We start from the raw sequence: 15,262 nt of genomic DNA, 5'->3' as shown, positions 1-15,262 counted from the left end.
CCATGCCCAAAACCGTTCGCCTTGCGGCCCTGCTGGCTTGCGTCGCCTTTGCCTCGCCATCGCTGGCCGACGATCTGGCCGATGGCTTCGTCAACCCGCCCCAGTCGGCGCGCCCGCGCGTCTGGTGGCACTGGATGAACGGCAACGTGACGAAGGACGGGATCGACAAGGATCTCGACTGGATGGCGCGCATGGGCATTGGCGGGGTCCAGAATTTCGACGCCAATCTGATGACCCCGCAAATCGTACCCGACCGGCTGACCTATATGACGGACGGATGGAAGGATGCGTTCCGCCATGCGGTAAAGACCGCTGACGCCAAGGGACTGGAATTCGCCATCGCTGCATCGCCTGGCTGGAGCGAGACGGGCGGACCATGGGTGGAGCCGCAAGACGGTATGAAGAAGCTGGTCTGGGCGGAGGCCGATTTGCGCGGTGGTGCGCGGTTTGCGGGCCCGTTGCCCTTGCCGCCTTCGGTCATCGGCACGTTTCAAAGTGCCCGGTCCCATGAAGCCCAGGATGGCTTCCTCGCAAAAGGCAAGCCGATCGAGCCGCTCTATCGCGATGCGAAACTGCTGGCCTATCCCATGGCAGCGGCATCGCTACCGCGCCCAGCCGCGATGCAGGGCGATGGCAGGGCAGTTGCGCTCGACGCGCTGACTGACGCGGATATGGAAAGCACGGTTGCGCTGTCGGTCGGCTCCGATGCACAAGCGGGCACGCTGATATTGGATTATGGCAGACCCGTCACGGTGCGCGCTGCGACCCTCTACATTCCCAACGCGAAGCCACCCTTTCGTGATCCGCTGTATCAACCGGTGCTGGAAGTTGAGCAGGACGGCCGATGGCATCGACTGGGCGATTTCCCGTTGGGGGAAGCCAGCACGACGATCGGCTTCGACGCCGTCACCGCGCGCCGTTTCCGCTTGATCCTCAGCCTCAACACCGGCCCCAAAACGCCTGCCCTGGATGAAGGCGCGCCCGGCGCGATTAAGATCGATATCTTCGCTCAGGAGAAGACGCCGACCTTGGCGATCGGCGATTTCCGCCTGCATGGGGAAGCGAAACTGGACCGGTTCGAGGCGAAGGCGGGCTACACCATCCTGCCCGATTATGGCGTGTTGAAGCCAGTGGGCAATGGCGACGCGATCGATCCAACCAAGTTGGTCGACTTGACCGACAAGCTGCGCGCCGATGGCACGCTCGACTGGACCGCGCCAAAGGGAGAGGATTGGCGGATCGTGCGGATGGGTTGGTCGCTGACCGGCAAGACCAATCACCCTGCCACGCCCGAAGCCACGGGGCTGGAGGTCGACAAATATGATGCCGACGCCGTGCGCCGCTATCTGGAAACTTATCTTGGCATGTATCGCGACACGGTGGGCGCAGAATGGATCGGCAAGAAGGGCATCCGCGCGCTGCTCACCGATAGTATCGAGGTGGGCGCAGCGAACTGGACGCCACGCATGGTCGAGGAATTTCAGGCACGGCGCGGCTATGACCCGGTGCCGTTCCTGCCCGCGCTAACCGGCGCAATCATGGGATCAACCGCTAAGAGCGACGCCTTTCTCCATGATTTTCGTCAGACGCTGGCCGATCTGATGGCCGACGCTCATTACGGCACGGCGGCCAAGGTCGCGCACGAACATGGCCTGACTGTCTATGGTGAGGCGCTGGAAAATGGTCGCCCGGTGCTGGGCGACGACTTGGCGATGCGCTCATATGCCGACGTACCGATGGCGGCCATGTGGACCTTCAACCGCGGCGGCAAGCCTCGCCCGACGCTGATCGGCGATATGAAGGGCGCGGCCTCGGTCGCCCATGTTTATGGCCAGAATATCGTGTCGGCCGAAAGCATGACATCGGCCTTTGCGCCCTGGGCGTTCGCGCCTTCGGATCTCAAGCGCGTCATCGATCTGGAATTCGTGTCGGGGATCAACCGGCCGATCGTCCACACCTCCGTCCATCAGCCGGTGGATGACAAGGTGCCGGGCCTCAGCCTCATGATCTTCGGTCAATATTTCAACCGGCATGAAAGCTGGGCAGAGATGGCCAAGCCCTGGGTCGATTATATGGCGCGTACCGGATATCTGCTACAGCAGGGCCGCGACAGCGCGGATATCGCCTATTTCTATGGCGAGGATCAGCCGATCACCTCGCTGTTCGAACATGGCGTGCCGGGCGACCTGCCGACGCGCTACGCCTATGACTTCGTCAATGCCGACATATTGGCAAAGCAGCTGACCGTCGAAAATGGCGAACTGGTCGCCAGAAGCGGCGCGCGCTATCGCGCCTTGTATCTGGGCTCGTCGAGTAAGGTGATGACCATACCCACATTGCGTCGGATCGCTGCGCTGGTCGATGACGGCGCGACGGTGATTGGCATGGCACCGCAGCGCGCGCCGGGGCTGTTGGACGACGCTTCAGCGTTCAAGGCACTGGCGGACCGGCTGTGGAGCGGGTCGCTGAACGCCAAGGGGCGCGTGATCGCCAATACCGATGTCGAAGCGGCATTGGCAGGAATCGGTCTCGGCCCTGACTTTCATGTGACGGCTGGCGCAACGGACGCCGACTATCGGTTCGTTCATCGCAAACTTGCCGATGGCGACCTCTATTTCGTCAACAACCGCACCGACAAGGCAGCCCGGATAGAAGCGAGATTCCGCGTGACGGGACGGCAGCCAGAAATCTGGCGCGCGATCGACGGTAGTGCTGCGCCCATTGCGTACAGAATTGATGGCAGTGAAACCGTGATCCCGCTTGACGTGGACGCAGAGGACGCCTTCTTCATCCTGTTCCGCAAGCCAACCAAGAATAGGGCGATGAGCCTGCCTACCAAAATCCAGCTTAGGATCGCGACGCTCGACCGTCCCTGGAGCGTCAGCTTCCAGCCCGGTCGCGGTGCCCCGGAACGGCTTGAAATGAGAACCCTCGCACCATTGGAAACAAACCATGATGAGGGTGTCAAATATTTTTCGGGCGTTGCCACGTACCAGACAGGGTTCACCTTGCCCAAAGGCGTGCAATCTGGCGCGCCGCTGTGGCTCGACCTCGGCAAAGTCGGCGATGTGGCGGAGGTCCGGGTCAACGGACAGGTGGCTGGTACCGTCTGGCTCGCACCGTATCGCATCGACATCGGCAAGTTGATCAAGGCGGGTGAAAACCGTTTGGAAGTGAAGGTGGCCAATCTTTGGGTCAATCGGCTCATTGGCGACCAACAGCCTGGCGCGCGGAAGGTGACTTTTACCGCAGCACCCACCTACATGCCCGACGCACCGCTGCGGCTCTCGGGTCTGGCCGGACCCGTTACGCTATCGACCGAGGCAGTTGTCGTCCCAAGTTTGCAATGAGAGCTTGGCGTTGGGCGATAGCCTCGCGGAATAGAATTGAGATTTCGCCCGTGTGGCTGCGGTATCGCTACCGCGCAATTTTGTAAGTTGAATGCGCCCGGCCTGCCGCGTAGGGTCGTTACGAGAATGGCAGACAATTCCAAATCGAACATCACGGCCGGGCAACTCGAAAATCCGATTGCCGCGATTGAAGTAGCGCCAAAGCGTCGCCGGAAATATACCAGCGCCATCATGACTGAGCGGCGCCAGCGCATCATTGACTGCGCGCACCGTATTCTGGGGGAGGGGGGTACGACGGGCCTGACCATCGACCGTCTAAGCCGGGAAGCAGAGGTCGCACCTAGAACGCTTTACAGGCTGTTCGACGACAAGGAGGGCGTCATTCTGGCAACCGTGTCAGACCGGGTGCGCGAGGTCCGTGCCTCCATCGCCCGCCGCCAGCGCGATTATACCATAGACGTCGTTTTCGATGAACTCGACTGGATGGTGTCGGAAATGCAGCGCGATGCGGAATATGCGCGGGTCGTGATCGGTTTCTATTTTTCCATGGAGCCGCGTGTCGATGCGATCCGCGAATTACGATCCGTGGCGTATAACCGCTTTCGCAACTGGATGGACCGCGAAATACGGCAAGGGCATACGCGCGACGATCTCGACCTCGAACGCATCGCACAAGAATTCGTAGCGACCGAATTTCTGGTCTATCATCGCTGGGCGGTGGGCGCCGTCGATGAAGATCACTGCCGTCTCGAACTCCATGCCAATTTTCTCAAGACCGCCACTCTCGTCCTGATCGATCCTGTTCGTAGCAGCTATGTCGCCATGCTGGCGGACAAGCAGATGTCATTGGGACTGAGCGACATCGGATCGCGCGCGTCTACCAACCGCGCGCAACGCGACGAAGGCGATCATTTCATCGGCAAGGCGTAGGCCACTATTTCATCCGATCGCTTGGTTTGAAACCACATATGCTGGCCCGACGCGACGACCACGAATTGCCGCCCGCCCGCCATATAGCTCATCGGTGTCGTCTGGCTGCCACCGGGTAGGGCGTCGCGCCATAATTCCTTCCCCGTGGCCATTTCGATCGCCCGCAGATAGCCGTCCATGGTTGCGGCGATGAACAGGACGCCGCCCTTCGTTGCGATCGGCCCACCGATATTGGGCGTGCCCAAGGAGAGATCGAAGGGCAGCGGTACGGCGACCTTGTCGTTGATGGTGCCCAGCGGCACGTCCCAAAGCGTGCGGCCCGATCGCAGGTCGATCGCGGTCAGTCCGCCCCATGGTGGCTTCGTACAGGGGGCGCCCAACGGCGACAGCAACCATTCGCGCTTCACTTCATAAGGGGTGCCCGCCATCGGGGACACGTCTTCGGTCGCCGAGAGCTTGACGGTCCCACCGGCGCCCGGCGCGCGCCGACGCAACCGGATGACGGAAGCGATGCGGCTGGAATTGATATAGTAAATTTGCCGCGCAGGATCGATCGCACCCGCCCCCCAGTTCGCGCCACCCGAAGCGGCGGGGTAGGTGATCGTCCCGCGTTCGCTGATCGGGGTAAACAGCCCTTCGCTGCGATAGCGGGCGATGAGGTCGCGACATTTCCCGCGGTCCCAGGCGGTAAAACCCCATGCGTCCTCCGGCTTTACGGATTGCGGTACGATCGGCTTGGGCAATCTTGGTCGCGGCTGCGTCGGTGACAGCCACTCGCCCGGCATTCCGCCTTGCGGCACCGGCACTTCGTCGATGGGAAATAGCGGCGCACCGGTTCGACGGTCGAGGATGAAGACATAGCCTTGCTTGGTGGGCTGGACCAGTGCCGGGACCGCGCGACTATCGCGCTGGATGTCGACAAGGGTCGGTTGAGCGGGCGTATCATAATCCCAGATATCATGATGGATCAGCTGGCGCGCCCAGACGAGCGCACCGGTTCGGGCATTCAACGCCACGACGCTGTTGGCATGCCGGTTGTCACCCGGACGCTGGCCACCATAATAGTCGGGCGATGCACTGGACGTGGGCAGGAAGACCAGCCCGCGCTGCGTATCGGCAGATATGACCGACCAGACATTGGCGGCACCGGTTTTCAGGCGACTATCGCCCATCCAGTCGCGATCGCTGCCACCCGTCTGGGGAATAGGGTCGAATGTCCAGAGCGGTTGCCCCGTCCGAACATCGTAGGCGCGAATGATGCCGCGCGGGGCGCTGGCGCGGACATTGTCCAGAATAGACGTGCCGACCACGATGCTGCCTGCCGCGATCGCCGCCGGCGCGGCCAGCTTGACCTCGCTAGGATGATGGAGTGGCCCCGGATCGATCCGCACCGTACCGTTCTGGCCAAATCCTGGGCAGATCCGCCCAGTGCGGGCATCCAGCGCGATCAGGCGCATGTCGACTGTGGCTAGGATGATGCGCTCGGCGCACAGCGCGCCCGATGCCGCTTCGGGATCGCGCCATTGCGATACGCCACGACAGATATATTGATCGGGCAGCTTGAAATTCGGGTCGATCTTGGGATCGAATGTCCACTTCTCCCGTCCCGTGGCCGGATCAAGCGCGATGACGCGGGAAAAGGGGGTGCATGTCACCAGCGAACCCGCGGCCAGTATCGGCGTGGTCTCGCTGGTGCTGTTGGCCAGTATCGCCTCCGGGCGACGCGACAGTTCGCCCGTCGAATAGCGCCAGGCGACCTGGAGATGGCCGACATTGCCCGGTACGATCTGCGCCGCTTCCGTGTAGCGCGTGCCGGCCGCTGTAGCCCCCCATTGTGCCCAGGCGGTCTGGGCGGGCAGGCGGGTAGGAATGAACAAAGGCGGCAACGGCGGATGCGCAATGCGCCACCACAGGCCCGCGCCTGCAAGGGCGAGGAGCAAGATAAGGCCGCCAATGGCCAACCGCCGTTTGCGCCATGTCCTTGGCATGTCAGACCAAGATCGTCGCGATGTGGCTGCGGACATCGGCGGATTCACCTTCCGCCACCAGAATATCGGTCAGGGTTCCCGAACCGGGCGACGGCACTTCGACGGTTGTCTTGGCTGCTTCCACTTCGACCAAGGGTTCGCCTGCCTCGACCTTGTCGCCGACACCCTTGAGCCATCGGACGATTTCGGCATCCTGCATTCCCATCCCGATGAGCGGCAGCGAAGCGCTGGCGCTGGGTGCCGATGTCCCCGAACAAGCGGTCGATGATGCGATCGACGCGGTAGACGCCGATGATGTAGCGATGATTCTCTATACATCGGGCACCACCGCCACGCCCAAGGGCGCGATGATTGCCCACCGGGCGCAGGTCGGCAACAGCCGCAATCTAGGCAAGCGCTATCAGGTTACCGAACGCGACAAGGTCTGGTCGCCGCTCCCCATATTCCACATCGCGGGCATTCTGCCGATGACGATGATCCTTGATCTGGGCGGTGCCTATATGACCGTGCCCTATTTCGATGCGGGCGTGGCGCTCGAAATGCTGGGCCGGGAAAAGGCGACGATCGCCTATCCCAGCTTCGTCACGATCATGCAGGATCTGATAACCCATCCGACATTCGGGGACACCGACCTGTCGAGCCTGCGGATCATGAATTCCAATTTCGCGGTACAACCCGCCTGGATCAAGGATGCGGTGACCGCGGCGATGCCGCACACGATTCAGGTCGGCACCTATGGCCTGACCGAAGGCGCCGGGACGGTCTCGACCAGCAGGCTGGACAATAGTTTCGAACAGCGCACCGGCCGATGCGGCGAAGTGCTGGACGAATGGGAAATGCGCATCATCGACGTCGAAAGCGGGCGGGATTGCGCGCCGGGCGAGCATGGCGAGATCGTGATACGCGGTCCCAACATGCTCAAGGGCTATTACAACGCCCCGGAAAAAACGGCGGAAGTCATGCGTGATGGCTGGTTCCACACCGGCGATATCGGGTCGATGGATGCAGACGGGCAGGTGATGTTCCGCGGCCGGACCAAGGATATGCTGAAGGTCGGCGGCGAAAATGTCGCGGCCGCGGAAATCGAGGCGATGCTGCAGAGCCACCCCGCGGTGAAGCTGGCGCAGGTCGTGGGCATACCCGACGACCGCTATAGCGAAGTGCCCGCCGCATTCGTCGAACTGGTCGATGGCAGCCAGACGACCACGCAGGAACTGATCGATCATTGCAAGGGCAAGGTCGCGAGCTTCAAAGTGCCGCGCCATGTCCGCATTGTCGATCAATGGCCGATGTCGACGTCCAAGATTCAGAAATTCCGCCTGCAAAAGGCACTTGTCGCGGAATTGGGTTTGGCGTGAAGCCCGATCAGCTGAAATAGCCGCGGCGGACGGCGACCGTTACCGCATGGGTGCGGTCGTCCACGCCCAGCTTCTCGAATATCGATTTGAGGTGCGACTTGACGGTCTCGATCGAGACCGACAATTGCCAGGCGATCTGCTTGTTCGGCTGCCCTTCGGCGACGAGGCGCAGGACATCGACTTCGCGGTTGGTCAACCGATCCTGCGGGTCGTGCAGCGCCAATTGCTGTGCAACGGCGGGCGAAATCACCCGGCGGTGCGCATGCACGGCGCGCACGGTATCGACCAGTTCCTTGCGCAGGCAGGATTTGAGCAGATAGCCGGCTGCGCCCGCCTGCAGCGCGCGATGCGCCTGCACGTCGCCCGGATAGGTGGTCAGGATGAGGACGGTGGCATCGGCCCGCGCGGCGCGGATCGCCTGCAGCGCCTCTATGCCATCCATCTGGGGCATCTGAATGTCCATCAGCACGACATCGGGGCGAAGGTCGCGGAACAGGGCCAATGCTTCGACCCCGTCTTCGGCCTCGCCGACGATGACCATGTCGTCTTGCCTGGCCAGCGTGGCGCAAATCCCCTCGCGCACCATCGGGTGATCATCGACGACCAGCAGACGGATCGGCCTGTCGCGCTCGGATGCGTCGTTCACACCGCTCATGCCTGCCCACCTGCCGCTATCGCTTTCTGCTGCTCCCATATACCATGGCAGCGGGCACTGTCACGGTCACTTCGGTTCCGCCCTCGCGCCGTCTTTCGATGCGGAAATGGCCGCCGATCCGGGCGGCCCGCTCGCGCATACCCGCTATGCCGAAATGGCCCTGCCGTCCCTCCTTGGCCATATGTGGCGGGATGCCGATGCCATCGTCGGTGATGCGCAAGGTCAGGCCGGTGCTGCGATACTGGATTTCGGCGACCATCGCGGAGGCATGGGCATGGCGGGCCGCGTTGAACAGGACTTCGGCCGCGATGCTGGCGAGCTCGTCCCAGGCCACCGCATCGATCGGCCGGACCGTGCCGGAAGAGCGTATCGTGATCGCGATCGCCGTCCCCGCCAACTGATGCCCGGCAATCTCGCGTAGCGCCGCTTCGGGATCTTCCAGGCCCTCCGTCCGGCGCAGGTCGCTCAATCGGTCCCGCCCTTCGGCGATCACATCATCGGCGCGGTCCATCGCTTCCTCCAACTGCCCGCGCGCCGGATGCCCCGCAGGCAAGCCATCGGCCGCGAGTTGAAAGCGCAGCATCAGCGCCTGGATCGATTGCAGCAGCGTGTCGTGGATATCGCGCGCGACGCGCTCCCGCTCGCGCAGCCGATCAAGCAGGCGCGAGCGGATTTCGCGCGCCAGAAAGCGCAGCCGGATGCGATAGGCCACCCACAGCAAGGCCAGGCCCAGCGCCATGCAGAGCAGCTTGAAGGTCCAGCTTTGCAGGAAGGTCGGTGGAATAGTGATCGCAAGTGTCTGGCCACGGCGGTTCCAGACGCCATCGGCACTGACCGCGATCACCTGGAACCGGTAGCGTCCCGGTCCCAAATTGGTATAGGTCGCCTCGCGCCGTCCGCCCGCCGCCGTCCACCCGCCGCTCTGACCTTCGAGGCGATAAAAGGCCCGGTTACGGCTGGGCACGGCGAGGCTGTTGACAGCAAAGCCGATCCGAACCGTGTGCGTGCCTGCTGGCAGCGTCAGGCTGGCGGGGGGATCGCGCCGCACCAGCGATCCGGCTGCAATGCTGCGGATGCTGACCGGGGGCGACAGCGGACTACGGACCGCATCGGCCGGATCGACCAGAAGCGGGCCAGCGCGCGTCGCGAAGATAAGGCGGCCATCGCCGGTCGCGGCAACCTGCGGCGTGCGGAAGCTGATTGCCTGGCCGCGCGTCGCATAGCCATCATGGCTGTCGAACAGGCGATGGGGCAGGGCGGTCGTGGGCGCCGCAAAGCCCCGCGCCAGATCGCGGACAGCGACCCGGACAATGCCGAGGCGTACCAGGAACCAGGCGGCACCGTCCCTGCCCAGCGCCATGCCGCGCACGCCGACGAGCCAAGGATTGTTCTTCGCCTCGATACGCTGCACCCGGCTACCGGCGATGCGTGCTATGCCCTTTGCGCCACTGGCATAGACGCCATCCTGGCTTGTCCACAGCGCGGCTAGCGCGCCGATGGCGAGCGGAGGGCCAGGTACGCCGCGGCTGGTGACGGCATCCAGCTTCAGCAGGTCGGCATGGCCTGTATTGACCAGCACCCCGCTGCCATCGGGATCGGCGACGATGTCCAGCGCGCCGCCACCCTCAAGGTCGGCGGCGGCCCGCTGCCAGCGTGCCTTCGCGCCGACCCAGAGCACGCCCGCGCCATCGATCCACAGCCGTCCACGCCGGTCCTGCGCGCAACTGGTCGGGGCGACGGGGTCTGATGGCAGGGCGAAGCTGGTCGATGGACCCGTGGCGTCATAGCGCGTCATGGACTTGCCATGGGCGATCCATATGCCGCCGTCCGAAGCGGGGCAAAGCGTTGCGACGCGACCCAGGCCATCGGCGATGCGCCGCGCGGGGCCGCCGGGTGCGAGGGCATAAAGAGCCTGGCTTCCCGCGACGAAGACCGTGCCGTCACTGGCGCGGGCCAGTTTCAGGCCATCCTGCACATCGGGCGGGATGGCCGACAGACGGGCTATGGCGGCGGGTCGATAGCGATCCAGCCCGACATCGGTCGCTACCCAGATGCTGCCTTCGCGATCGGTGAAGGCATCGATCGTGGCATCGGATGAGAGCATGCGGCCGACCTCCAGCCGCTCGACACCCGTGCCCGTCGCCGGATCGAGCCGGAACAGTCCGACGCCGCGCGTCGTGCCCCAGATGCCGCCGCGCCGGTCGAAGGCCAGGGTAGGGACGGCGGCACCGGCGACTGGCGGGAACAGGCGCGGGCGGACGGGCGGAGCGCCTTTGGCATCGCGGATCATGTGGGTGGCATTGCGATCCGAAATCCATAGCGCCCCATCGGGCGCGCGGGCGAGCATGGTGAAGCCGATGCGGTCGGCCTCTGTCTGAAACCGGGCGGCACCGGGCAACAGCCGGGCGAGCGTGCCATCCGCGCGGCTGTTGCCCAGCGTCACCCAAAGGCTGCCATCCGCTGTCGAGGCTATCGCCGCAATCTCGCCCGGTGGCAGGTTCAAGCGCCGGTCCATGACCTGCCAATTATCATTACGATAACGAAATAACCTGTCCCCCTGGCCGCCCCAGGACGCCCACAGGGCACCGTCGGCGGTCTGGGCGAATTTCAGGATAGAGGGCGGAGGCGCCGGCATGGACAGGGCGTGCAAGCGACCGGCGCGATAGACGGCCGCGCCCGCATTTTGATTGAAGCCCACCCATAAGCGGCCATCCCGATCGGCAAAGACAGAGGTCGGGATGGCATGGGCGAAACGCGCCTCGCGCGGGGCCGGTATGGATTCGAAGCTCAACCCATCGAAGCGGAAGACGCCCTCGGCCGACGCGATCCACAGATAGCCGTCCGGCGTCTGGGCGATGCCGACGACATTGCTGGGCGCGCCTTGTTCGGGCGTCCAGCTGCTATGCTTGAATCCCTCTATGCCCGCGGCGGCGAGTGGCGTCGCCACCAGCGCTGCTACCATCAGCAACCATGACCTGATATGGCGCAAAGATAGTCCCCCTGATGCGCGTTGCCGCAACCTATCGGATGGGGTCGGGCGTGACCATAGCGCGCGCTCCCCCAAATGGGGGAGCCGCCTATCCCCCTTGCCAGTGTGGGGGCCAGCGGGCTTCGGGTGTAATCATTGCCCCTGCCGATCGTCACCGTGACGATCGCCTTGCAGGAAGCGCCTATTGCTGCCCCCCATTCCTGTCCTCGTCGAAAGGATATTGTCCATGCCTACCGCAACCGCCACACCGGCAACCGCCTTGCTGTCGCCATCCGATCATGCGCTCGTGCTGATCGATTTCCAGTCGCAAATGGCCTTCGCCACCAAGTCGATCGCGCCCGAACTGCTGCGCAACAATGCCGCGCTGGTTGCCAGTTCCGCAGCCGGGTTCAACGTCCCCACCATATTGACCACGGTTGCCGAAAAGAGCTTTTCCGGCCCGATGTTCACCGAGATCACCGATCCCTTTCCAGGCCAGGCAATGCTCGATCGGACATCGATGAACACATGGGAGGATGCCGCCGTGATCGAAGAGATCAACCGCATCGGGAAGGGCCGGATCGTCCTGGCGGGCCTGTGGACCAGCGTCTGCATCGTCGGCCCGGCCCTGTCCGCACTGGAACAGGGATTTGAAGTCTATGTCATTACCGACGCGTGCGGCGACATTTCCGAAGAAGCGCATGAGCGTGCCGTCGCGCGGATGATCCAGGCGGGCGCTCGCCCGATTACGGCGCTGCAATATCTGCTCGAACTCCAGCGCGACTGGGCACGGGGCGAAACCTATGACCTCACCACCGGCATCGCCCGCAAATGGGGCGGTGGCTACGGCATCGGCATCACCTATGCCAAGACCATGTTCGGCGCGTCCGAAGGCGGTCACTGATCCCGGCACCCTGACCGGATCACACTCGATCCGGTCAGGGCCTTAAACCCAATTTCTTCCACCGGAGATTTCCCATGAGCAGTTTCATCACCACCACGGACGGCGTCGATATCTTCTACAAGGACTGGGGCAGCAAGGATGCCCAGCCGATCATGTTCCACCATGGCTGGCCGCTCTCGTCGGACGACTGGGACGCGCAAATGCTATTCTTCCTGGCCAAGGGCTATCGCGTCGTCGCGCATGACCGTCGCGGCCATGGACGCTCCGCCCAGGTCGATTTCGGTCATGACATGGCGCATTATGCCGCCGACGCGGCGGCGGTCGCGGATCATCTCGACCTGCGCAACGCCGTCCATATCGGCCATTCGACCGGCGGCGGCGAAGTGGCGGCCTATGTCGCGCGCCACGGCCTGCCCAATGGGCGCGTTGCCAAGGCGGTGCTGGTGAGCGCCGTGCCACCGATCATGCTGGCGACCGATCGCTATCCCGGTGGCCTGCCGATCGCGACGTTCGACGGGTTCCGCGAAGCGCTCGCTGCCAACCGCGCGCAGTTTTTCCGCGATGTCGCGGCCGGGCCTTTCTACGGCTTCAATCGCGACGGGGCGACCATCCTGCCCGCCGTGATCGACAATTGGTGGCGGCAGGGGATGATGGGCAGCGCGCTCGCCCATTATGCAGGCATCAAGGCCTTTTCCGAAACCGACCAGACCGATGACCTCAAGGCGATCACCGTGCCGACGCTCGTCCTGCATGGCGATGATGACCAGATCGTGCCGTATGAAAATGCGGCCGTGCTGCAGGCGCAATTGCTGCCCGACGCGACGCTCAAACTTTACGAAGGCTATCCGCACGGGATGCTGACGGTGAATGCCGACGTGCTGAACGCCGACATGCTCGCCTTCATCCAGGCCTGACTCAGGAACGGGAGAACGACCCCATGAAAGCCTATTGTCTTGCGCTGGGTGCCGGGCTGCTGGTCGGTATCGTCTACAGCCTCTTGGGTGTCCGTTCTCCCGCCCCGCCGCTCATCGCGCTGGTCGGGCTGGCGGGGATATTGGTGGGGGAGCAGTTGATCCCCATCGCCCAGCGCCTCGCCAGCCTGCCCGAACTGACCCGCTTCGTCGCCACGGACTGCGCCCATCATGTGCTGGGCAAATTGCCTGCCAATTCAGGGCGCGACGCATGATCACTCGCCGCCAGGCGCTCGCCAGCGCCGCCTCCACTGCCCTTGTGACCGCCACGGAGAGCTTCGCCATGACCGCCAAAGACATGATCCTGATCAATGCGAAGGTGACGACGCTGGATCGCGAAAATCCGGTGGCGGAAGCGGTCGCCATTCGCGACGGCAAGTTCCTGGCGGTGGGCCGCGAACAGGATGTCCGCGCCGCCGCCGGGCCGGGCGCCACCGTCATCGATGCGCAGGGCCGCCGCCTGATCCCCGGCCTGATCGACAGCCATATTCACGTCATCCGGGGTGGCCTCAATTATAATATGGAATTGCGCTGGGAAGGCGTGCCGAGCCTGTCCGAAGCCATGGCGATGCTCAAACGGCAGGCTGAAAATACGCCGCCACCGCAATGGGTGCGCGTGGTCGGCGGCTTTACCGAACATCAGTTCGCCGAAAAACGCCTGCCCACCATATCGGAGATCAATGCGGCCGCGCCCGACACGCCCGTTTTCATCCTGCATCTCTATGACCGCGCGCTGCTGAACGCGGCAGCGCTGCGCGCCGTGGGCTATACCAGGGACACGCCCAATCCGCCGGGTGGCGAGATTGTCCGCGATGCGCAGGGCAACCCGACCGGCCTGCTGCTGGCTCAGCCCAATGCGACGATCCTCTATGCGACGCTGGCCAAGGGACCGAAGCTGCCGCCCGACTATCAACTCAACAGCACGAAGCATTTCATGCGTGAGCTGAATTCGCTCGGCGTCACCAGCGTCATCGACGCGGGCGGGGGATCGCAAAACTACCCGGACGATTATGCGATCGTTGAGAAGCTGCATCAGGATGGCGAACTAACGCTGCGCATTGCCTATAATCTCTTCACCCAAAAGCCCAAGGAAGAGCTGAAGGATTTCGCGAGCTGGTCGACTCAGATCAAGCCGGGCGATGGCGACGACAGCTATCGCCACAATGGCGCGGGCGAGATGCTGGTCTATTCCGCCGCCGATTTCGAAGATTTCCGTGTCGCCCGCCCCGATATGGCGCCGGAGATGGAGGGCGACCTGGAGCCGGTCATTCGCCTGCTCGCCGAGCGCCGCTGGCCCTGGCGGTTGCATGCGACCTATGACCAGACGATCGGCCGCGCGCTCGATGTGTTCGAGAAGGTGAACAAGGATATTCTGCTCACCGGCCTCAACTGGTTCTTCGACCATGCCGAAACGATCAGCGACCGGAATATCGATCGGGTCGCGGCCTTGGGTGGCGGCATCGCGGTGCAGCATCGCATGGCCTTCCAGGGCGAATATTTCGTCGAACGCTATGGTGCCAAGGCGGCAGAAGCGACGCCGCCGATCGCCAAGATGATGGCGGCGGGCATTCCGGTCGGCGCCGGCACGGACGCGACCCGCGTCGCGAGCTACAACCCCTGGGTATCGCTTAGCTGGCTGGTGACGTCGAAGACGGTCGGGGGCTTGCGGCTCTATCCCGTCCGCAACCGGCTCGACCGCGAAACCGCGCTGCGGCTGTGGACGGAAAGGAACACATGGTTCTCGAACGAGGTCGGCAAGAAAGGGCAGATCAAGGCCGGGCAATTGGCCGATCTCGCCTTGCTGTCGGACGATTATTTCAGCGTGCCGGAAGATGACATCGCCTTGCTGCGATCTGTGCTGACGGTGCTGGGTGGTAGAATCGTCTATGGCGAAGGAGAGTTCGGCCCACTCGCGCCAACCGCACCCAAGGCTATGCCCGACTGGTCGCCGGTCGCGACCTTCGGCGGCCATTATCGCCGTGACGACATGGCGGCTAAGCTGGCCTCGGCCTGCGGATGCGCATCTGGCTGCGCCGTCCATGGCCATGACCATGCCGCTGCCCTTGGCGCGCAAGTGCCCGCCGCTGACGTCCAGAGCTTCTGGGGCGCGGTCGGCTGCGGCTGCTGGGCGGTTTGAG

11 protein-coding genes are annotated in these 15,262 nt (G+C 63.7%); 7 read left to right on the top strand and 4 right to left on the bottom strand.

Translation table 11 applies throughout. The features are described from left to right. Positions 1–2: 2 nt before the first annotated feature. Complete coding sequence (locus SxD43FB_RS12430) at positions 3–3,350, top strand: glycosyl hydrolase (protein ID WP_096062445.1); 3,348 nt, start codon at positions 3–5, stop codon at positions 3,348–3,350. Positions 3,351–3,476: 126 nt separating this feature from the next. Beyond that, positions 3,477–4,280, top strand: coding sequence for a TetR/AcrR family transcriptional regulator (locus SxD43FB_RS12425; RefSeq protein WP_096062444.1), 804 nt, complete (start codon positions 3,477–3,479; stop codon positions 4,278–4,280). On the opposite strand, the gene SxD43FB_RS12420 is transcribed toward SxD43FB_RS12425, so the two are convergent. Together SxD43FB_RS12420 and SxD43FB_RS12415 are read right to left on the bottom strand one after the other, a co-directional pair. Next, positions 4,259–6,220: a pyrroloquinoline quinone-dependent dehydrogenase gene (locus SxD43FB_RS12420; RefSeq protein ID WP_255245709.1), complete on the bottom strand. Its 1,962-nt coding sequence runs from the start codon at positions 6,218–6,220 to the stop codon at positions 4,259–4,261. The two genes, SxD43FB_RS12425 and SxD43FB_RS12420, sit on opposite strands and share 22 nt — an antisense overlap. A gap of 49 nt (positions 6,221–6,269) precedes the next feature. Then, positions 6,270–6,467, bottom strand: a complete 198-nt coding sequence (locus SxD43FB_RS12415) for a biotin/lipoyl-containing protein (protein ID WP_255245708.1) — start codon at positions 6,465–6,467, stop codon at positions 6,270–6,272. A 10-nt stretch (positions 6,468–6,477) separates the two neighbouring features. Here SxD43FB_RS12415 and SxD43FB_RS12410 point away from each other — a divergent pair, with 10 nt between their 5' ends. Continuing rightward, positions 6,478–7,626, top strand: a complete 1,149-nt coding sequence (locus tag SxD43FB_RS12410; RefSeq protein ID WP_096062441.1) for a fatty acid--CoA ligase family protein — start codon at positions 6,478–6,480, stop codon at positions 7,624–7,626. Between the two features lie 7 nt (positions 7,627–7,633). Here the strand turns inward: SxD43FB_RS12410 and SxD43FB_RS12405 are convergent, their stop codons facing one another. Together SxD43FB_RS12405 and SxD43FB_RS12400 are read right to left on the bottom strand one after the other, a co-directional pair. Further along, positions 7,634–8,281, bottom strand: coding sequence for a response regulator transcription factor (locus SxD43FB_RS12405; protein WP_096062440.1), 648 nt, complete (start codon positions 8,279–8,281; stop codon positions 7,634–7,636). A gap of 16 nt (positions 8,282–8,297) precedes the next feature. Next, a complete protein-coding gene (locus SxD43FB_RS12400) occupies positions 8,298–11,243 on the bottom strand; it encodes a sensor histidine kinase (RefSeq protein ID WP_096062439.1) in 2,946 nt (981 codons plus the stop codon). Positions 11,244–11,496: 253 nt separating this feature from the next. Here SxD43FB_RS12400 and SxD43FB_RS12395 point away from each other — a divergent pair, with 253 nt between their 5' ends. The 4 genes from SxD43FB_RS12395 to SxD43FB_RS12380 all read left to right on the top strand — a co-directional run bounded on the left by SxD43FB_RS12395 (position 11,497) and on the right by SxD43FB_RS12380 (position 15,261). After that, positions 11,497–12,153, top strand: coding sequence for a hydrolase (locus SxD43FB_RS12395; RefSeq protein ID WP_069064380.1), 657 nt, complete (start codon positions 11,497–11,499; stop codon positions 12,151–12,153). Positions 12,154–12,227: 74 nt separating this feature from the next. Further along, positions 12,228–13,067 (top strand): alpha/beta hydrolase, encoded by an 840-nt coding sequence (locus tag SxD43FB_RS12390; RefSeq protein ID WP_096062438.1) that lies wholly within the window; start codon positions 12,228–12,230, stop codon positions 13,065–13,067. 23 nt (positions 13,068–13,090) lie between these two features. Continuing rightward, positions 13,091–13,339 (top strand): DUF1427 family protein, encoded by a 249-nt coding sequence (locus SxD43FB_RS12385; protein ID WP_096062437.1) that lies wholly within the window; start codon positions 13,091–13,093, stop codon positions 13,337–13,339. Continuing rightward, the gene (locus SxD43FB_RS12380; protein ID WP_096062436.1) at positions 13,336–15,261 is read left to right on the top strand and encodes an amidohydrolase; all 1,926 of its coding nucleotides are present in this window, start codon (positions 13,336–13,338) and stop codon (positions 15,259–15,261) included. The genes SxD43FB_RS12385 and SxD43FB_RS12380 overlap by 4 nt, the downstream gene beginning before the upstream one ends. The last annotated feature ends 1 nt before the right edge of the window (position 15,262 follow it).

Source organism: Sphingobium sp. D43FB (assembly GCF_002312805.1).
Lineage (GTDB): Bacteria > Pseudomonadota > Alphaproteobacteria > Sphingomonadales > Sphingomonadaceae > Sphingobium.
Note: the sequence above shows the minus strand (reverse complement) of the source record. Positions and strands in the feature narration are given on the sequence as shown.